At 73.0% G+C, this 19,992-nt stretch carries 15 protein-coding genes and 1 pseudogene; 9 read left to right on the plus strand and 7 right to left on the minus strand.

The window, feature by feature from the left end; all coding sequences use genetic code 11:
- From IE242_RS39530 to IE242_RS37405, 4 genes and pseudogenes are all read left to right on the plus strand, one after another.
- A pseudogene (locus tag IE242_RS39530) lies at positions 1-168 on the plus strand (DUF4097 family beta strand repeat-containing protein); the annotation flags it as partial.
- A gap of 168 nt (positions 169-336) precedes the next feature.
- On the plus strand, positions 337-753 hold the full coding sequence (locus tag IE242_RS37395) for a serine hydrolase domain-containing protein (RefSeq protein WP_229858364.1): 417 nt from the start codon (positions 337-339) through the stop codon (positions 751-753).
- 1 nt (position 754) lies between these two features.
- Positions 755-961 carry a hypothetical protein gene (locus tag IE242_RS37400; RefSeq protein ID WP_308436757.1) on the plus strand — a complete coding sequence of 69 codons (207 nt, stop codon included), beginning with the start codon at positions 755-757 and terminating at the stop codon, positions 959-961.
- Positions 961-1,104: a hypothetical protein gene (locus tag IE242_RS37405; protein ID WP_229858368.1), complete on the plus strand. Its 144-nt coding sequence runs from the start codon at positions 961-963 to the stop codon at positions 1,102-1,104. Before IE242_RS37400 ends, IE242_RS37405 begins: the two co-directional genes overlap by 1 nt.
- 265 nt (positions 1,105-1,369) lie before the next feature.
- On the opposite strand, the gene IE242_RS07015 is transcribed toward IE242_RS37405, so the two are convergent.
- Positions 1,370-2,473 (minus strand): serine hydrolase domain-containing protein, encoded by a 1,104-nt coding sequence (locus IE242_RS07015; RefSeq protein ID WP_189856518.1) that lies wholly within the window; start codon positions 2,471-2,473, stop codon positions 1,370-1,372.
- 301 nt (positions 2,474-2,774) lie between these two features.
- Positions 2,775-3,806, minus strand: a complete 1,032-nt coding sequence (locus IE242_RS07020) for a saccharopine dehydrogenase family protein (RefSeq protein ID WP_189856520.1) — start codon at positions 3,804-3,806, stop codon at positions 2,775-2,777.
- Positions 3,807-3,915: 109 nt separating this feature from the next.
- Between IE242_RS07020 and IE242_RS07025 the strand changes: the two genes are divergently transcribed.
- Positions 3,916-4,989, plus strand: coding sequence for a GlxA family transcriptional regulator (locus tag IE242_RS07025; RefSeq protein ID WP_189856521.1), 1,074 nt, complete (start codon positions 3,916-3,918; stop codon positions 4,987-4,989).
- A gap of 465 nt (positions 4,990-5,454) precedes the next feature.
- On the opposite strand, the gene IE242_RS07030 is transcribed toward IE242_RS07025, so the two are convergent.
- Together IE242_RS07030 and IE242_RS07035 are read right to left on the minus strand one after the other, a co-directional pair.
- A complete protein-coding gene (locus tag IE242_RS07030; RefSeq protein WP_189856523.1) occupies positions 5,455-6,186 on the minus strand; it encodes a dienelactone hydrolase family protein in 732 nt (243 codons plus the stop codon).
- Between the two features lie 145 nt (positions 6,187-6,331).
- Positions 6,332-7,165, minus strand: a complete 834-nt coding sequence (locus IE242_RS07035) for an ABC transporter ATP-binding protein (protein ID WP_189856525.1) — start codon at positions 7,163-7,165, stop codon at positions 6,332-6,334.
- Positions 7,166-7,469: 304 nt separating this feature from the next.
- Here IE242_RS07035 and IE242_RS07040 point away from each other — a divergent pair, with 304 nt between their 5' ends.
- The 3 genes from IE242_RS07040 to IE242_RS07050 are packed head-to-tail and all read left to right on the plus strand — an operon-like array spanning position 7,470 to position 14,627.
- Positions 7,470-10,853 carry an ABC transporter permease gene (locus IE242_RS07040; protein WP_189856527.1) on the plus strand — a complete coding sequence of 1,128 codons (3,384 nt, stop codon included), beginning with the start codon at positions 7,470-7,472 and terminating at the stop codon, positions 10,851-10,853.
- A 1-nt stretch (position 10,854) separates the two neighbouring features.
- Positions 10,855-13,653 carry an FtsX-like permease family protein gene (locus IE242_RS07045; protein ID WP_189856529.1) on the plus strand — a complete coding sequence of 933 codons (2,799 nt, stop codon included), beginning with the start codon at positions 10,855-10,857 and terminating at the stop codon, positions 13,651-13,653.
- Positions 13,650-14,627 carry an ABC transporter ATP-binding protein gene (locus IE242_RS07050; protein ID WP_189856531.1) on the plus strand — a complete coding sequence of 326 codons (978 nt, stop codon included), beginning with the start codon at positions 13,650-13,652 and terminating at the stop codon, positions 14,625-14,627. Before IE242_RS07045 ends, IE242_RS07050 begins: the two co-directional genes overlap by 4 nt.
- A 509-nt stretch (positions 14,628-15,136) precedes the next feature.
- On the opposite strand, the gene IE242_RS07055 is transcribed toward IE242_RS07050, so the two are convergent.
- A complete protein-coding gene (locus tag IE242_RS07055; RefSeq protein ID WP_189856533.1) occupies positions 15,137-15,871 on the minus strand; it encodes an alpha/beta hydrolase in 735 nt (244 codons plus the stop codon).
- A gap of 98 nt (positions 15,872-15,969) precedes the next feature.
- Between IE242_RS07055 and IE242_RS07060 the strand changes: the two genes are divergently transcribed.
- Entirely contained in the window at positions 15,970-16,944 is a 975-nt protein-coding gene (locus IE242_RS07060; protein ID WP_189856535.1) for a helix-turn-helix transcriptional regulator, read from the plus strand.
- An 85-nt stretch (positions 16,945-17,029) separates the two neighbouring features.
- Here IE242_RS07060 and IE242_RS07065 read toward each other — a convergent pair whose 3' ends face one another.
- Both IE242_RS07065 and IE242_RS07070 read right to left on the minus strand, forming a co-directional pair.
- Positions 17,030-17,764 (minus strand): DUF6461 domain-containing protein, encoded by a 735-nt coding sequence (locus IE242_RS07065; protein WP_229858371.1) that lies wholly within the window; start codon positions 17,762-17,764, stop codon positions 17,030-17,032.
- Positions 17,765-18,174: 410 nt separating this feature from the next.
- The gene (locus IE242_RS07070) at positions 18,175-19,695 is read right to left on the minus strand and encodes an MFS transporter (RefSeq protein ID WP_189856537.1); all 1,521 of its coding nucleotides are present in this window, start codon (positions 19,693-19,695) and stop codon (positions 18,175-18,177) included.
- Positions 19,696-19,992 lie beyond the last annotated feature (297 nt).

The following is a 19,992-nucleotide window of genomic DNA, read 5'->3' on the forward strand; positions in this document are numbered from 1 at the left end:
ATGGGCGACGTGTCGATCGGCGCCGCCCACGGAGTCTCCGCCGCCCTCGACGCCGGCACCGGCTATGGCCGCATCCACAACTCGCTCAACAACACCGACGGCGACGCCGCCGGCCTGACCATCCGCGCGACCACCACCCACGGCGACATCACCGCCCGCAGCCTGTAGAACCCGCAGCCTGTAAAGCCCAAAACCTGTAAAGCCCAGAGCCTGTAGAGCCCAGAGCCTGTAGGACCCGCAGAGAAGACGAGGAATGACCAGTGACCACGAGTGAATCCCCGGAACTGCAGAAGGCCATCCAGGAGTTCGGTCGATTCCGGTTTCGCCGGGGTGCAGATGCGTGTGCACGACGACCGGGGCGAGTGGGTCGGCAGCGCCGGGGTGCGCAAGCTGGGCGAGGCCGCTGAGCCGCCGACGAACGGGCAGTTCTGGGTGGGCAGTTCCACCAAGACCTTCACCGCGACCCTGGTGCTGCAACTGGTGGCCGACCACATGATCGGGCTGGACGCCCCGGTGGCCGACCACCTGCCCCAGCTCGGTCTCGACGAGCGGATCACGGTACGAATGCTGCTGCAGCACACCAGCGGGCTGTACAACTACACCGGCGAGCTCGACTCCGACGGGTCGTTCGTGCCGGGGCTCCCCGCGGCGGGCAAGGAGTGGGTGGGCAAGGAGTGGGTGGACAACCGGCTCCACACCTACCGGCCGGAGGAGCTCCCGCCAGAACCTCTCCCTCCTGGTCGGCGCCGGTGACATGATCTCGACCACCCAGGATCTCCACACGTTCTTCTCCGCGCTGCTGGGCGGCGAGCTCCTGCCGCCTCCGCTGCTGGCCGAGATGCGCAAGCCGTACGGGAAGCTCGGTTACGGCCTGGGGCTGTTCGTGCAGGACTTGGGCACGGACTCCGGCGGCACCGCGTCCACCACAACGGCGGCGCACCGGGGGGCTACGGGGCGCTGATGATCAGCACGCCCGACGGCAGCAAGACCCTGACCGCCGGGCTGACCACGGGCGACGGCGCGATCGACCCGGCGCAGGAGTTCCCGAAGGCGCTGGACAGGCTCATCCGGGCGGTGTTCAGCGGCGGGCAGGCCGCGGGCTGACGGAGCCGATCCGGCACAGTCGACGGGCCGAGCGGCCGCGCTGGATTCGGCGTGGCCGGTCCGCGTGTCCGGGGAACGGGCCGAGCAGGCTGGCGTACAAGGTCGCACTTCAAGCCCGTACTCCCGGCCGCGCCGCCTTCCGCAGGGCGCCGACCCGCGCGCGTCGCACTTCGCACGATGTACGTCGCACGTCGCACGTCGCACGTTCCGCGATGCCTCAGACGGTTCCGGGCCAGGCATGCGAAACCGGCTTCCGGCGGAGCGCTCAGCGGCCCTTCGCGCACAGGGCCGCGTCCACCGCCCCCTGGAGATGCCGCAGGCTCGCCCCCTCGGCCGCCCAGGTAGTGGTGTAGACGGTGACGGTACCGCGGCCGGCCGTGGCCCGGCCGCCGCCCACCGAGTCGCCGGGCAGGTCCCCGCCATGGCCCCAGTAGACGCCGCCGCAGCTGAGCGGGATCGAGGCGACGCCGTATCCGTAGCGGCTGCCCGCCGGGTAGGTGTCGCGGCCGCCGACGTCGGTGGTGTCCCGGGTCATCAGGTGCAGCGCCCAGCCGGGCAGGAGGCGGCCGCCGAACAGGCCGTTCCAGAACGCGTTGAGGTCCTCGGGTGTGGAGACCAGCCCTCCGGACGCGCCGAACTCGTACCCGGGCAGCTCGGTCACATCCACCTGGCCGGCTTCCGGTCGGGCCGGGTTGACACCGTAGTTGCGGGCGTGCGGTCCCCGCAGGGACAGCTCGCCGGGCGCGGGCCAGTAGGTGTCGTCCAGGTGCAGTGGGCGCAGGATCGTGTGCTCGATGTAGGTGCGGAAGTCAGTCCCCGAGGCCTTGTCGATCACCATGCCGAGCACCAGGTAGTTGGTGTTGGAGTAGTCCCAGCCGGTGCCCGGCTCGAAGAGGGGCTTCTTCCCGAGCGCGAGGGCCAGATAGTCCTCGGACGTGCCGGGCTGCCCGTTCCAGTCGACCAGCGCGGTGTACTCGGGCAGTCCGCTCTTCTGCTTGAGCAACTGGCGTACGGTGACGGTGTGTTCCGCGAGTTGCGGGACGTAGCTGCCGGCGCGGTCGTCCAGCCGTATCCGCCCGTCCGCCACCAGGCGCATCACGGCTGTCGCGGTGAACGCCTTGGTGTAGCTGGCCAGCCGGAACCTGCCCTGCTCGTCGACCATCGGACGGCCCGACTCCAGGTCCGCGACACCGGCGGTACGCGTCATTCTGCCGTCGAACGCGAGCGCCCCCGGCACTCCGTCGCGGTCGACGAGCAGGTCCAACTGCCGCTGGACGGGGTCGGTCTGACGAGCTGCCGCGACGGGGGCGCAGACCCCGGTGAGAGTTGCGGCGAGCAGGACTGCTGCGGCGAGGCGTCGACGATGCATGGATCTCCCCCTGATGGTGGTCCGGCGTGCGCGGACCGGTCTGTGGCTCATCGGCAACCCTGCCAGGATCCCGTCGCGAGATCATGACGACCGACCCCCGTATCCGGGGTGCAGCTCACCCCCTTGACAGGACAGGCAGGCCGACTGTCGCGCGGCGCGTGGTCATGACGGCCACCACCGGTGCGAAGCTCCGGACCGGGCCAGGGCCAGGCCTGGGCCGAGCCTGAAGCCTGGGCGAGAACCGGGCCTGAAGCCTGTGCGAGAACCGGGCCTGGAGCATGCGCCGCGAGTGGCCCTCTGGCTACGGGCGCAGCTCGAAGGTGATGTGCGGGGACAGCGAGCGGAGAAAGTCGGGGGCGTCGAAGATCTCGCCGGCGGAGGCGACGCCGACGGTCCTGGTCCGTCCGGTGAGGATACGGTCGACCGCTTCCACCACGAGCGGCGCGGTGACGGCGTAGATGTCCCGTCCGCTCGCCACAGCGCGCCGTTCACTGCCGCCGGAGCGCACCACGGCATCGACGAGGAAGGTCTGCGCGGACCGTCCGCGCTCGTCGGCCGGGGCCGGCGCCGGGGTGTCGGGGGCCGACACGTCCCTGGCCGCTTCGACCGACATGTACGTGCGCACCTCCGGGATGCGCAGGTGACTGGGGACGGTGACGACGTCGGCCATCGTGAACTCCCCGATGACCGGCCGGGGGCCCATCGGGTCGGGGAAGGGCCACTCCAGGGTGGGCAGCTCGTCGTGGTGGTACTCCAGCCGCCCGTTGGTGTAGCGGACCGCCCGGCCGTCCCGTCGCTGCCGGGAGACCGCGCCCGCGGCCCGCGTGCCGGCGGTGGGGTGCCAGTTGCTCAGCCCGTACGCGATGTGCGCCTCGTCGGCCGTCGTCCAGTCACCCATCGCGGCGGTGGCCAGCAGGTCGCCGAGACCGCCGTAGAAGGCCATCGCGGGGACGATGACCGCTCCCGCGGCACGGGCGCGGTCCGCGAAGTGCGCGAACGTATCGACATTGGCCTCGATCTCGGCCGCCACGTCCACATACGGGATCCCGGCCCGCAGGGCCGCCTCGATCACGGGGGCGGCCGTCGTGGCGAAGGGGCCGGCACAGTTGATCACGGCGGCCGCGCCGGCCAGCGCGCGGTCGAGCGAGGCCGGGTCGTCGGCCGACGCGAGGCGGGCGTCCAGTCCGTCCTCGGACGCCGCCAGCGCCTTCAGCTTGTCGGCGTCACGCCCGGCGAGGACCGGGACGAACCCGCGATCCCTCAGCTGGTCCACCACGAAGCGCCCGGTGTGCCCGTACGCGCCGAACACCGCCACCGTAAGCCCCGATCCCATGACTTCTCCCCTGCACTCGATGATCTGTTGCGATCTGTCATGGACATCCTGTCGAGGGCGCACGCCCTGCACTAGTGTCCGGAACGCCATGACCCATACAATTCCGGACGTGAAAACTGTCTCCCTGGCCGTCACCGACGGAATGCTGCACCTCGAACTGGCCCTGGCCTGTGAGGTCTTCGGCTCCGCCCCCGCCGGCGTAGCAGGCCCGTGGTACGACCTCGCCGTCTGCGGGCCGGGCCCCGTGCGGGCCGGCCGGTTCCTGCTCGAACCCGACCACGGCCTCGACCGGCTCGCGCGCGCCGACACCGTGATCGTCCCGGGCTGGGCCGACATCGACGAGGAACCCCCCGACGACCTGGTCGACGCGGTGCGCACGGCCCACGAGGCAGGCGCACGGGTGGCCTCCCTGTGCACGGGCGCGTTCGTGCTGGCCGCCGCCGGCCTGCTGGACGGGCTCCGCGCGACCACGCACTGGGCCCACACCCGGGCCCTGGCCGCCCGCCATCCCCGGGTGGAGGTGGATCCGGACGTCCTGTACGTGGACAACGGCAGCGTGCTCACCTCCGCCGGCAAGGCCGCCGCCATGGACCTGTGCCTGCACCTCGTCCGCCTCGACCACGGCTCGTCCGTCGCCAACGCGGTCGCCCGCCGTCTGGTCGTCCCGCCCCACCGGGACGGCGGTCAGGCGCAGTTCGTCACCACCCCGGTCCCCGCCCCGGACAACCATCCCCTCGCCGCACTGCTCCCCTGGGTCCTCGAACGGCTCGACCAGCCACTGACCGTGGAGGACCTCGCCCGTCAGGCAGGGATGAGCTCACGCCACCTCGGCCGCCACTTCAAGGCCGCGACCGGCACCACCCCGCTGCAATGGCTGCTCACTCAGCGGATCCGGCACGCCCAGGAGTTGCTGGAGCAGACCGACGACGGCATCGACACCATCGCGGTGGCCACCGGCATGGGCACCGCCACGACGCTGCGCCGGCACTTCAACCGCACCGTCGGCGTGCCCCCGGACACCTACCGCCGCACCTTCCGCGCGCGGACCCGCCCCAGCCCGACGGCAGCCGGCCCGGTGTCATCGCCTGTGCCCCTGAGGGGTGAGGAGGAGTCCTTCGGCGGCTCACTCGTGGTCGGCCGGCAGACCGGTGCGGCCGGCCCGGTGTGGTCGCGCAGCCGCTGAGGGATCCCGGCTCCGGGCTCGGCGCCGAGCCCGGAGCCGGGTTCGTGGAGGATCAGCGGGTCGGCGTGACCGCGCCGGAGCGACCGGGCCAGGACGAGACGGTGCCACTGCCGCGGGACAGGACGATGCCCGTGCCCGCCCGGCAGAACGAAGCCCGTGCCCGCCGGACAGGACGATGCCGGTGCCCGGGTCGTCGCCGCGGCGAGCAGCGCGGCCGGCACCAGGAGCGCGTCGAGCCCGCTGCCCGCGGCCGACCGGTCGAGCACCGCTGACTCCTCGGCCACCTGCCTCCTCGGCCACCTGCTCGCTCCCGGCGTGCCCGTCCGGCCCGCCCGCGACGACGAGCACCGGTGTCCGAGCGCCTGTCCGGGACGCTGTCCGGCACCGGCGACCGACCGTGTGCGCCGGACGCGCCGACCGGAGAGCGCATGCCGATCGGCGTGTCGCGGACTGACGACGGCGGTGTCAGGCGAGGTGCCGGGAGAAGAACCTCAGTGTGCTGTCCAGCTCGAAGGCCGGGATCTCCCCGTGTTTGCCGGGGTTGGCGTGCAGCGTCTTCTCGGCCGACGCCAGCGCGTCGAAGAGCGCCAGGCCCTGGTCACGCGGCACCCGCTCGTCGTCCCACTGCACCAGGAATTCCACCGGGACGGTGATCCGCGCGGCGTCCTCGGCCGAGGCGAGCGCCCCGCCCAGGCCCAGCACCGCGGCGCGGACCCGGGGTTCGGCGGCGACGAACGGAACGCCCAGTCCACACCCCAGCGAGACCCCCCAGTAGCCGACCGGACCGGCGCCGACCTGCTCGAGTTCCTGCACCGCGTCCAGGACCGACCGCCACTCCGGGACGGTCCGGCGGGCCACGAGCGCCTGGAAACCGGCGATCAGCGGACCCAGCTCCTCCCCCGCCTGCACACGGGCCTGGTTCTCGGTCGCGATCCGGTCGTACTCCTCGTCCTTCGGCCGGTCGCCGTGGCCGGGCACGTCGACCGCCACCACCGCGAAACCGCACTCGGTAACGAAGCGGCGCGCACGGGCCAGGATGCCGGGAGCCTTCTTGTGCTGACCGCCGCCGTGTCCCATCACGATCAGGGGACGAGGACCGGCGGCACCGTCCGGCGTCCACAGCACGCCGGGTATCTCATCGAGGGAGAAGAGCTGTTCGCGGACACCGTCGGACGATGTCCCGGAGGAGAAGCGCATAGCGTCTCGAGCCTTTCGGGATGCCTTCTGCGGGCACTCCCCGGGCCATGCGGGGGAGGGAGGCCCGACCTGTCACAGCGTTGATCGGTCTCACCTCCTCGGTTCACAACAGCGCACGGCGACACCGAAGTTACCACGAAGGCTTTCAGCCGCGGTCCGGCCGAAGAGGCCGTCGGGCCGCCTCGTGCGAACCCGAACCCGAACCCGGACCCGGGCCTTCCGACGGAGCGGGCACGTTCGCATCCTGCTGCAGCACCGTGCCGTCGCTCAGTTCGAGAACCCGGTCGGCGAGCCCCAGGAGCTGGGGGTCGTGGGTGGCCACCAGGACCGTGACCCCCTCGCTGCGCACCACCGCGCGCAGGAGTTCCATCATCGCCAGGCCGGTCTCGGCGTCCAGCTGGCCGGTCGGCTCGTCCGCGATGACGAGTGCGGGCCGGTTGGCGAGGGCCCTGGCGATGGCCACGCGCTGGCGCTGCCCGCCGGACAGCTCACCCGGGCGCTGTGCGGCGTGTTCGCCCAGGCCGACCAGGGAGAGCAGGAGCGCGACACGTTCCTCGCGCTCGCGTGCGCCGGTCCTGCGCAGCCGCAGCGGCACCCCGACGTTCTCCGCGGCGGTGAGGATCGGGATGAGGCCGAAGGACTGGAAGACGAAGCCGATCCGGTCCCGGCGCAGTTCCAGCAGTCCGTCCTCGTCCAGTGCGGACAGGTCGGTGCCGTCGACGACGACCCGTCCCTCGTCGGGGGTGTCGAGGCCGCCGACGAGGTTGAGCAGGGTCGTCTTGCCGGAGCCGGAGCGTCCCTTGACGGCGACCAGTTCGCCGCGCGGGACGTCGAAGGACACGCCCCGCAGCACCCGGACCTGCGACGCGCCCGTGCCGTGGGAACGGTGCAGGTTCTCGACCCGGACCATGGGTGGGCCGGTGTGCGCGTCCGCGGCGGCCGGACCGCCAGTGCTGCCGGGCGTGGTGCTCTGTGTCATGGGACCCCCCGTGGTGGAGCGGTGTCGCGGCGGTCGGTGAGTGCTGTCGGCGGACCTGTGGTGCCGGTGGCCAGAAGCACGGCAGCCGGATCGTACGACACCCGCGCCGTGCCGGTGGCCGTCCACGACATGCCGACCGCACAGGCCTCGGACGTCGGCATATGCGGCTTCGGCGGCGGGTCCGACGGACCCCGTCACGATCTCGTGACGTTTCCCCCGGGTCGATTCTTCGTTCGGATCGGGCGATGTAGCTTCCGCGAGTGGTTGTGGGGGCCACTTGTTGTGTGAGACGAACGAGGCACGGGTGACACTTTTCTTATTACTGCGGCTCAGGGCGCACTGGGTGCTCGTGGGCGCCGCCTTCCTCGTCGTCCTGCTGACCACGACCGTGCTCGCCACTCTCGCCCTGTTCTCCGGCGCCGTGGGCGACGCCGCGCTCAGACAGACACTCGGCGGTCGCGCCGCCGCGTCCGCCTCGCTCGTGATCAGCGCGAAGGTTCCCCCGGGCGGGGAGGAGGCCGCCCGGCAGGCCGTCCTCCGGGGCGCCGAAGACACCTTCGACGGACTGCCCGTGACGGTGCGGAGGCTGGAGCAGTCCGGGTCCTACGCGCTTCCGGCCGGCTCCCGGGCCCCGTCCGCGCAGCCGGAGGAGCCGGACCTCACACACTTCGCGGCCCTCGACCGCTCCCGGATCCGTCTCGTCTCCGGTGAGCTGCCCGGCCCAGGCCTCTCCGGCGCCGGCCCGGGTCCCGTGCCGGTCGCCGTCCCCCAGGCCGCCGCCGAGCGGCTGGACATGCGGACCGGCGCCCGTCTCACCCTCGTCGACAGACTGGACGGGCAGCGGCTGGACGTCCGTGTCACCGGCGTCTACCGCCCCTTGGACACCACCGATCCCTACTGGCTGGCGGACCAGCTCGCGGGGCGCGGTGTCCGTACGCTCTCCTTCACCACCTACGGCCCGCTGCTCGCGGACCCTTCCGTCCTCTCCTCGGGCCGTACGTCGGCAGGCCCGACCGGCTGGGTCGCCCGCGCCGACCACCGCGCCCTGACGACCGAGCGGCTCGGCGCGCTGCGGGACGCGGCGGCACGGGGTCTCGCCGGACTGCGCGAGGACCCGGCCCTGGGCGGCGGACAGCAGGTGACGACCGCGCTGCCGGCCGTACTCGACCAGTTCTCCAGGTCACTGCTGGTGGCCCGTTCGACGCTGCTGGTCTTCGCCGTGCAGTTGGTCCTGGTGGCGGCCGGTGCGCTGCTGCTGGTGGGCCGGCTCCTCGGCGCGGAGCGGGCCGCGCAGACCGACCTGCTGCGTGCCCGCGGTGGTTCACGACGCCGGATCACCGCCCTGGCCTGGGCCGAGGCACTGGTCCTGGTGGTTCCCGCCGCGGCCTGCGCCCCGCTGCTGGCCGGACCGCTGGCCCGGCTGCTCGAGGAGCACTCCGCACTCGGCCGCCTCGGGCTGCGGCTCGACGGGACGGTCACGCCCGCCCTCTGGCTGGTCTGCGGGCTGGTCGCGCTGGGCTGCGCCGCGGCGATCGTGCCGGGGGTGGGCACCGGCCGCCGCGGCCGGTCGAAGGCGCTGCCCGCTTTCCTGCGGGCCGGGGCGGACATCGGCCTGCTGGCCGTCGCCGCGGTGGCGTACTGGCAGTTGAGCCGTCAGGCCTCGACCGCCGGTGGCGGAGTTCTCGGCACGGACGCGGACGGGCGGCTGGGGATCGACCCCGTACTGGCCGCCGCGCCCGCGCTGGCGCTGCTGGCGGGCACGGTCCTGGTGCTGCGCCTCGTCCCCGTGGCCGCGCGGCTCGGCGAACGCCGGGCGGCGCGCGGGCGTTCGCTGTCGGCGGCCCTCACCGCGTGGCAGTTCGGCAGGCGTCCGCGTCAGGGGGCCGGTCCCGCGCTGCTGCTGGTCCTCGCGGTCGCGCTGGGCGTCCTGGCCGTCGGGCAGAGTTCCTCGTGGGACCGTTCGCAGCGTGACCAGGCGGACTTCCTCGCCGGCGCCTCCGTACGCGTCCTGGCCTACGGTGCCGCCGCTCCCGGGGACGCCGACCGGTACGCCTCCCTGCCCGGGGTCCGGGCCGCCGCCCCCGCCCACCGCGCGTCCCTGCCCCTGCCGGACGGCCGCACCGCGACCGTGCTGGCGCTCGACACCGCACGGGCGGACCAGCGGCTGATGCTGCGTCAGGACCTCGCCCGCAAGGACGCCGACGCGCTGCTGGCCGCCGTCCGTCCGAAGAGCGCCGGGGTCCGCGCGGGCCTCGTCCTGCCCACGCGGACCAGCAGCCTGACCCTGCGCGTACGTCTCGAGGACGGGCGTACGGGCGCGGCGCCCCGGGAGTTCGAGCCGGCCCTCACCGTGGAGGTCGAGGACGCCTACGGAGTGACCCACCGGCTGCCCGCGGGAACGCTCGCCGACGACGCCGCGTCCCACGACGTCGTCGTACGCCTCGACGAGACCGCCGGAGGCGGGCGCGTCACTCCCTGGGGGCCGCTGACCGTCACCGGTCTGCGGCTGAGCGGCCGGGTGCCTCCCGGCTCGGACCCGGATCTCCGCCTCGCCGTCGAGCGGGTACGGGCCCGGAGCGACGGCGCGGCCACCCTCCGCGCGGTCGGCGTCCCCGACGGGCTGCGCTGGCAGGGCACCGCCACGGCCGCCGTGGACGGCGCCACCGGGGCACCGGCGACGCTGCGCCCCTCCGCCACCGCGGAACGGCCGCTGTCCGTCGCCCATCGCGTCGCCTCCACGGTGGACCCGGACGCGCCGGACCCGCCGGCGGAGACGGTGACACTGCGGCTGTGGGCCCAGCGACCCGCCCCGCCGGGCCAGGTGGCCGGGACAGCCACGGACGACTTCCTGCGGGCGGTGGGCGCACGGCGTGGACAGACCCTCGACGTCACCGTGGCCGGCACGGACGTACGGGTGCGGATCGTGGACACCGCCCGGCAGCTGCCGACCACCGGCGCCGAGGCCGGAGCCGTCGTCCGGGGCGGGACCGGTCCCGCCCCGGACGATGCCACCCCGGACAATGCCGCGGCGGACGCCCGGGCCACCGACGGCGGCGCCCTGCTGCTGGATCTCCGGGCCGTCAACGAGGTGTTGGCGAGAAGCGCCGACGCTCCGCTCGCCCCCACCGAATGGTGGCTGAGCACGGACCCGGGAGAGGCCGGGCCGGTCGCCGCGGCGCTGCGTGAGCGGCCCGACACGGATCCGGCCGACGTACTGGTGCGCGACGAGATCGCCACCGCGCTGCTCGACGACCCGCTGGGCGCGGCGCCCCGTGCGGCGCCGCCGGCCGCGGTGGCGGCGGCCGCGGTCCTCGCCGCGGTCGGGTTCGCGGTCGGTGTGCTCGCCTCGCTGCGCGAACGCCGTGCCGAGCACGCGGTGCTGCACGCCCTGGGCGCCTCCCGGAGCACGCTCGCCCGGCAGACGGCCGTCGAGCAGAGTGTGCTGATCGCCGTGGCCCTGGTGGCCGGCACGGTCCTGGGCACGGCACTCACCCGCGCCGTCGTCCCCCTGACCGTCCTCACCGCACGTGGCACCCGCCCCGTCCCGGACGTGCTGGCCGCCCTGCCCCCGCACCAGGTGGCACTGCTGCTCGCGGGGATCGCCTGGCTGCCCCTGACGGCTGTCGCCGTCCTCGCCCCGCGCCGCACCCGGACCGCGGAGCTGCTGCGCCACCAGGGAGACAGCTGACGTGAACACCCGCCCACGCCCCCGGCGCACCGGCCGTCCGCGACCGGTCGCTCCCTGGACGCGGACCCGCCTGCGCACCGCTCCCGGCGCCTCGCTCGCCTTCGGGGCACTCGTCCTGCTCACCTCCTTCCTCGCCGCCGCCTTCCCCCGTGCCGTCGAGGCCAACGAGACCCGGAGTCTGCGGGAGGCGGTCACCGCCGCCGAGCCGTCCCGCAGCGTGCTGGAACTGCGCCTCCCCCTGCCCGGTCTCGTACCGTCGTCGTCCGCCCGTGAGAACGCGCTGCGCCCGTCGGCGGTCGCGGACACCTACCGTGACGTCCTGGCGGCCGTGCCCGCCCCCGTGCGGGTGGACAGGGCGCAGTCCTCGTACGGGGTGCGCACGGCCCAGCCCCTGACCGGCCTGGACCACTGGCTGCCGCGGCCCGAAGGGGTGCCGCCCCGGTTCACGGTCGCCGCACAGGCCGGCCTGGCCGCCCATGCCACCGTGCGCGAGGGCCGGCTGCCCCGCGCGCGGGCCGGTACGACGGAGGGCACGCGGCAGATCGAGGCGGCGGTGACGACGGCGACCGCCGGGAAGCTGCGACTGGGCGTCGGTTCCGTCGTGCATGTCGACGGCGCGACGGAGGGCCGGACTCTCGCGCTGCGCGTCACCGGCATCGTCGAACCGCGCGCGCCCGAGGGCGCCTACTGGTCCGCCGAACAGCTGCTGCGCACCCCCAGCATCGCCTTCACGCCCTCGCGTCCGCCCCTCTCCTACTGGCAGGCGGGCCTCCTGGTGCCTCCCGCCGCGGCGCCCGCCCTGCTGGGCACCCGCGGCGAACCGGAGCCCTACTGGCGGCTCGCGCCCGATCCCGAGGCGCTCACCGCGCGGCGGCTGCCGGCGTTCGCGGACCGGATCGCCTCGCTCGAGAGCGGCCCGGGGCTGCTCCGCCTCAGGGACGTGGCCGGTCAGGACGCCGTCCTGACCACCGAGATGGACTCCATACTCTCCGCGCACCGGTCCCAGGACGCCGCCGTCACCCCCGTGTTGACGGTGGCCGCCACCGGCACCGCCGTCGTCGCGGCGGTGACCCTCGCCATGACCGCGGGGCTGACGGCCGCGCGGCGCGGCGCGGAACTCGCCCTGCTGCGGGCCCGCGGCGGGTCACTCGGCGGCATCGCGGGCCGGCTGCTCGCCGAGTCCGCCGCCGTCGCGCTGCCGGCCGACGCGGCGGGTCTGACGGCCGCGGTGCTGCTGGTGGGCGAAGCGGCCCTGGCACCGGCGATCGCGGCCGCCGCGGCGGTCACGGTGTTCGCCTGCGCCGCCCTGCCCGTCCGCGCGATCGTCGCCCACCGCGGTGTCCGCGCCGAGCACGAGCGTGCGGACCTGATCCGCACGCGGCCTGGCAGACGCCGTACGGTCGCCGAGCTGACCCTTCTCGTGCCGGCCGTCGCCTCGGTCACGGCTCTGCGGCTGCGCGGCACGACCGGTGACGGTGATCTCCTGGCCGGCGCCGCGCCCGTGCTGGCCGCCCTGGTCGCCGCGCTGGTCCTGGCACGGCTGTATCCGCTGCCCCTGCGCCCGCTCGTCCGGTGGTCCGCACGGCTGCGGGGCGCGGTCGGGTTCCTCTCGCTCGCCCGGGCCGGGCGGGGTTCCCCGGCCGGCCCGCTGTCCGTGCTCGTGCTGCTGGTGGCCCTGACCACGGCGTCGTTCGGGGGAGCCGTGCTGACCGGTGTCGCCGACGCACGCGACCGGGCGGCGCTGACAGCGACGGGAGCGGACACGCGGGTGTCCGGTGCGGGCGGGACCACGGTCCTCCCGGACGGCGTCGAGCGGGCGGTGCGCGACGTTCCCGGCGTCCGTGCCGTCGCCCCCGTCATGATCGACTCGATCGACCTGTCCGCCGAGTCGTCGGCCGGAGACCGCCTCTCCCCGGCCCTGATCGCCGTCGACCCCCCGTCCTACGCACGGTTCCTGCACGAACAGGGACTCGGCGGCTTCCCGGTCCGGATCCCCCGGGCCGGCGGGGAACGGGACGACGACGGCGCCGTCGTGGACGCGGTCGCCTCGCCGGGCGTCGCCGCGGCGCTCGGCCGCGCACCGCGCCGGACAGCCTCGCCGGCCGGGACCTTCACCGTCCGGGTCACCGAGGTGCTCACCCGCACACCCGTGCTACCCACCTCGGCCTCGGAGTTCCTGCTGGTCGACGCCTCCGCACTGCCCCGCCGGGCCACCAACACCCTGCTGGTCTCTGGCCCGGACGCGGACCCGGAGGCGCTGCGGAAGGCCGCGCGCACCGGGGGCGGCCAGGTCGAGGTGCGTCTGCGCAGCGAGGAACGCGCCGCGTACGCCGACCCGCCCCTCCAGTCGGGCGCCGAGCTGCTCTTCGGCGCGGCCGTCCTCGCGAGCTCGGGCTTCGCCGCACTGGCGCTGCTCATGTCCTTCCTCACGACCGCCCCGGAACGCACCGCCCTGCTGGCCCGGCTGCGCACCATGGGCCTCACCCGTCGGCAGGGGCGCCGGCTGCTGCTCCTGGAAACCCTGCCGCAGACCCTGCCGGCAGCGGTGGGAGGAGTCCTCGCGGGCTGGGCGACCGTATGGCTGCTCGGTCCCGGGCTGGACCTGACCCCTCTGGCGTTCGCCGCCGCCGGCTCCGGCCCCGTACCTCAGGTCGAAGCCTCGCTGCGCACCGACCCGTGGTCGCTGCTGGTGCCCGCCGCCGGCGTGGTGGCGCTGACCGCGGCGGTGGCCGCCGCGCAGGCCTGGTGGGTGGCGCGGGCCGGATCGATCACCGAACTCAGGGCAGGAGACGCACCATGACCGACCCCGCACTCGCGACCGACCCGACACTCGCCGACCTCGAACGGCGCGCGATGGCGCACCGCGACACCCCGGCCCACGGGGTCGACGCCCTGGTCGTCTGCGACCGGCTGGTGCGGATCTTCAGCGAGGACGGGGTGGAGGTGCAGGCACTGCAGGGCCTGGACCTGCTCGTACGCGAGGGAGAGCTGATGGCCCTGGTGGGCGCCTCCGGAAGCGGCAAGTCGACACTGATGAACATCCTCGCCGGCCTCGACGTCCCGTCCGCCGGCACGGCGCGGGTCGGCGGCCACGACCTGCTCACGATGAGCGCCAGGGACCGGCTCCGCCACCGCCGCGACGTGGTCGGCTTCGTCCGGCAGCAGACGGCCCGCAATCTGCTGCCCTTCCTGACCGCCGCGCAGAACGTCGCCCTGCCGATGCAGTTGCGCGGCGGCAGCCGCTTCGCCGGGCGCCGGCAGGCGGAACGCGCCGGGGAACTGCTGGCGATGCTGGACGCCGCCGAGTGCCACGACCGCCTGCCGCGGCAGATGTCGGGCGGCCAGCAGCAGCGGGTGGCGATCGCCGTGGCGCTCGCCAACTCCCCGTCCCTCCTGCTCGCCGACGAACCGACCGGCGAACTGGACGCGGCCACCGGTGAGCAGGTGTTCGCGGCGTTCCGCAGGGCCAACGAGGAACTGGGGGCGACCATCATGATCGTCACCCATGACCAGGCCGTCGCGGCCGAGGTCGAGCGCACGGTCGCGATCCGCGACGGCCGTACCTCCTCGGAGGTGGTGCGCCGCACCGAGATCGGCGAGGACGGCCGGGAGTCGGTGACGGCACGCGAGTTCGTGACACTGGACCGGGCCGGACGGCTGCAGCTGCCCGCCGCCTACACGGCCGCTCTCGGCCTGCGCGACCGGGCGCTGCTGGAGCTGGAACAGGACCACGTCAAGGTCCGGCCGGACAGGGACACCGGCGAGGGCCACTGATCGCGGCGCCGGGCGGGATTCCGGGACCGTCGGCGCCCTGCCGGCCCCTCCTCCGCCACCCTGCGGACCAGTGCGGTCGCCGGGTCACGTCCTGGTCGGTCCGCGCCCTGCCGCCCCGGCCCGGGACCGCCGACGCACATCATGTCAACGCCTTCACCACATAGCGCGCAGCGTCTCAAGGATCCACTGGCTGCATAGGCGTCCCAGGGCCGTCCGCGCAGAGGGACGGCGGCCGCGACGGCAGTGCCCGGTCCTGCGGGTCCGTGGCGTTTCCGCACGGACCTGTGCGGCGATCCGTCGTGCCGGGGACCAGCGCATGTGGCCCGACGCTGTCGCTGATGCGCTCGCCCGGTTCGAGTGGGCCTTCGAAGCAGCCCGGACGGTATCTGGACGCCTCCGAGGTCCGGCAGCCCGGGCTGAAGGTGGAGGATGCCGGTGACGCTCTGGAGGAGACCGTCGACGCCGGTGGACGGGCCGGGCCGGGCCGATACGGACGATGCTTCCCTCGGTCAGGAGACGGCCGTGGCCAGGGTGTCGGCGAGTTCGGTGGGCGCCGACAGCATCGGCCAGTGTCCCGTCGGCAGGTCGAAGCGTCGCCACGGCGGCTGGTTCAGGAAGGCCAGCATCGGCACCCCGGCATCCAGCAGGCCCGTGAAGTCATGGCAGGCGATCAGCACACGGTCCACATCGGGACCGGGTTCGGCCGGGCCGGCGAGACGCTGGGTGTAGGTGCCGAACGGGTGAGGGGTGGCCCGCGTGCGCAGAACGTCCCGCCGGTCCTCGTCGAGCCCGTCAAGGCTGCTGTCCAGACCCAGGACCTCGAAGGGCGGCATCGCCAGCCGCCATCCGTCACCGGAAGCGGATACCTGGTGACGCAACTGGTCGGCTTCCTGCGGTGGCATCAGGTCCAGCACGCACATGTCCACGGCGAACGGGGCGCTGTCCACGTAGACCACGCGCGCCACCCGGTCACCGAGACGTCCGGCTGCCCCGGTCACCGGAGCAGCCGCATAGCTGTGGGCGACCAGTGTGACGTCGCGCAGATCGTTCCGTTCGACGAATCCGGTGACATCCGCGATGTGCGTGTCCAGGTCGGTCTGTGGTCCGCCCTGGTCGGCCCGCTCGGCCAGGCCCGTCAACGTCAGGGGCAGCGCCGTGTGGCCGCGCTCGCGCAGGACGTGGACCGTGTCTTCCCAGGCCCACGCCCCGAGCCAGGCGCCGGGAACGAGTACGAAGGTGGCCATGTGATCTCCCTGGAGTCCGGAAGTGAGGTGCTGTGGGGAGCGTAGAATCAATACAGGACAGATTCCGCCCTGTTACGCACTGTCAAGCGGAGTGATCTATGTCGCATCCTCTGACCCGTGTGCTGACCCTCCTGGAACTCCTCCAGTCGAACCCCCGGCTCACCGGGACAGAGCTGGCCGGCCGCCTGGACACCGATGTCCGTACGGTGCGCCGGTACACCGCCCACCTGCGGGAACTGGGCATCCCCGTGGAGGCCGAACGCGGACGTCACGGCGGCTACCGACTGGCACGGGGATACCGGATGCCACCCTTGGTCCTCGCCAACGACGAGGCTCTCGCCGTCGTCCTCGGCCTGCTCGCAGCGGAACGTCTGGGCATGGGCACGGCCGCACCGGCCGGCGCCGGTGCCCTGGCCAAGATCGAGCGGGTGCTCCCGCACGCCCTGCGCGAACCACTGGCCGCCATGCGGGAGACCCTGTCCTTCACCGCCAACGCCGTGACAGGACAGGCACCCGGAACGGACGTTCTTCTGGCCCTGGGCCAGGCCTCCCGCGCACGCACGACCGTCGGCATCAGCCACGAGTCCTGGCGCCAGGAGCACACCGAACGCGACATCGACCCCTACGGCGTGGTCTTCCACACCGGCCGCTGGTACGTCGTCGGCCATGACCACCTCCGCGACAGCCTGCGGACCTTCCGCATCGACCGCATCACCTCCGTCACTCCCCGGCCCCACCGGTTCACCGCCCCCGACGGCTTCGACCCCGTCACCCACCTGACCTCGACCCTGGCCCAGGGGTCGTACCGGTGGCAGGTCGAGGTGACCGTCCACGGTCCCCTCGACGCGATCGCCCGCCGACTGCCTCACTCAGCGGTGACCCTCACCGACCACCCCACCGGCGTCCTCCTGCACGCACAGGCGGAACGGCTGGACGGCATGGCGCGCCTCCTCGCTTCCCTGGAATGGCCCTTCACCATCCACCACCCCGACGAACTGCGGCGAGCCCTCAAGGACCTCGCCGACCAGCTCACCGCGGCCGCCCGACGGGAACCGGGAGAACCACCGCGGTGAAGACCGGCCTACCGGCCCTCGCCCCTGCTCGGGGCAGGCGTGGGCAAGGCCGACGCCTACGGCGGCAGGACCGCTGCCCGCACTCCTACGCACGCGGGGTACGGCGCTGCTCCATGCCCTGCTCGATCTGCTCCCTGGTGAACTCTCTGTAGAAGCGCTCACCATGGGCATCGGTGATGTCGATGACGACGCCGGTCCACTCCTCGCTGGGCAGCTCGACGATGCCGGTGGTGTAGAGGGCGTTGTCGAGCACGTCGGCGGTCACGCGAACCCCGGTGAGCTCCTCGGCGAGAGCGAGACTCATCGCCACGTCCGACCCGCCGTCGACCAGATCGAATCCCACCCGGGCCATCACCTCGGTGAGCTCGTCGGGAGTACTGCCGGAGCGATGCAGAGGGCTTTCGAACGCCGTGCGCAGCACGCCGTCCTCCCACCAGCGGAACAGGCGCAGCGCATTGATGTTGCGGAAGTGGGAGACGATCCTGGTGCCCGCGGACACCACTGTCATCAGACGATCGTCGGTACCGATCGACCCGTCGAACTCCACGGCCAGCGTCCACGGACCACCATGGCCGGGAACGGACGTCGCACCGACAGACATGCAGTCCCCGTAGCAGCCCGGCTCCTGACTGTCCTGCAACTCCACATCGCGCTCGGCGAAGGCATCGAACCCGGCGAACTCCCCCTGCGGGTCCGCACCGAGCCGCGCCAGGAACTCGGCCGGCGCCAACCCCTGGACCAACGTCATGCAGTACATCTCGTACAGCGATCCCCGACGGTAGTCGCCGAACCATGCGTAATCAGCAGTGGTAGCAGTCATGGCGGGCCACGATAGCCAGCATCCGCCCGAAGATCAGTCGGCAGCGGTTGCGGCAGCGGCAGACCGACGCGGCGCAATCCAGACCCGCGCTTCCTGTCCCGGCGCCACGTCCGCGCGTTGCACGGATGCACACGAGGGCGCCGGACACAGGACGCAACACACCACCACACACCACCACCAGCGGCGTCGCCGTACGCGCTCACTGGTGGAGGCGGACGGGAAGCCGGAGGCGGACAAGCGCCTGCGCGGGCGGTCGACGCCGGCCCTCTCCCCCCGTTGCACCCGTCCGGCAACACCGAATGCGGTCACGCGGCGCACCACCGGACAGCATCCGCAACACCTGGCGCCGAAGGGGCGGCGCCCTGCTCACCGGTCGAGCGTCTGGTCCCGTCCCCTTCGCTCCCCCGGCGTCAGAACCTCGGCGCCGGGGCCTGCGCCTCCACCATGGCCGCCGCCTCCGCCTCGCTCTGCACCGAGGGCGGCGAGCCCTCCAGCGGCTGCCGCGCCGTCTCCCTCATGCAGGCCACCGCGACGATGCCGACCAGGGCGGCGGCCATCGAGTAGTAGGCGGGCATCATCTCCGAGCCGGTCGCGCCGATGAGCGCGGTGATGACCAGTGGTGTGGTACCGCCGAACAGGGAGGTCGCCAGGTTGTAGCCGACCGAGAGGGAGCCGTAGCGGACCGAGGTGGGGAACATCGCGGGCAGCGCCGCCGACATCGTTCCCAGCAGGCACACCAGTGACAGGCCGAGCATCAGCATGCCGCCCGCGACGGCGGCCAGACTGCCCTGCTGCACCAGCAGGAACGCCGGCGCGGAGAGCACGAGGAAGCCCACCATGCCGGTCATCAGGAGGGGCTTGCGGCCGTACCGGTCGGACAGCCGGCCCACCTGGTTGATGATCAGCATCAGCACCACCATGGTGACCACCAGGATCAGCAGCCCGTGGGTCTCGGAGTAGTGCAGCTCGTCCGAGAGGTACGTCGGCATGTACGACAGCAGCATGTAGTCGGTGATGTTGTACGCGCCGACCAGGGCGACGCACAGCACCAGCGTCCGCCAGTGGGTCCGGAAAATCTTGGCGAGGTCGCCCCGGGCGGTGGTCTCCACCGAGTCCGCCGCCTCCGAGACGTGTACGTTGCCCTCCTCCAGCTTCAGGTAGGCCGGGGTGTCGTCCAGCCTCATCCGCAGGTACAGCCCGACGATGCCGAGCGGGCCGGCGACCAGGAACGGGATGCGCCAGCCCCAGGCGTCCATGGTGTCCGTGCCCAGCCAGGCGGTGAGCGCGGTCACCAGGCCCGCCGCGCCGGTGTACCCGGCGAGCGTCCCCAGCTCCAGGAAGCTGCCGAAGAAACCGCGCCGCTTGTCCGGCGCGTACTCCGCGATGAACGTGGAGGCACCGCCGTACTCGCCGCCGGTGGAGAAGCCCTGGAGCAGCCGGAACAGGATCAGCAGCAGCGGTGCCCAGAAACCGACCGCGGCGTACGTCGGCAGCAGCCCGATCGCGAACGTGCCGATCGCCATCAGGATCATCGTCAGCGCGAGCACCTTCTTGCGGCCGACCTTGTCGCCCATCGGCCCGAAGACCATGCCGCCGATCGGACGCACCAGGAAGGCGACGGCGAACGTGGCGAAGGACGACAGCAGCTGCGCGGTGTCACTCCCGGACGGGAAGAAGACCCGGCCGATGGTGCCGGCCAGGTATGCGTAGATACCGAAGTCGAACCACTCCATGGCGTTGCCGAGCGAAGCCGCCTTCACCGCTCGCTTGACCGCCCGCTCGTCCGTCACCGTGATGTCCGACCGGCGCAACCGGGGGTTGCGCCGACGCCGGACGGCACGGAAGAGGGCGCGGTGACGCTTGATCGCTGCGGAATCGGGCACGGGCCCGTTGTCGCTGGAGGACGTGGCTGGCTCCCTTTCCCCGGACATATAACTCCAAATGGAGCCTATGCTCGCTTCAAATGACTTCTCCGCAGAACCTGCCACGAAATTCCGAGTTCAGTCATATCTGTTGATCTCGTCACATATCGTAAGCGGGCGATGGGCCGGGGGCAGCTTCGCGCCGTCGCGCACCTGCCGATGGCCACCTGGGTTTCCCGCTGTGCGCCGACGTACTTGTGCGGTCGTACGGTCGTGCGGTCGGAGCGAGCGACGCGCGACGCGCGACGCGGCCACCGGTTCGGCCGACCAGACGATGGTGCGCTGCCTGTGCTGCCGGACCGGCCG

The organism is Streptomyces poonensis, assembly GCF_014650915.1.
GTDB lineage: Bacteria > Actinomycetota > Actinomycetes > Streptomycetales > Streptomycetaceae > Streptomyces > Streptomyces poonensis.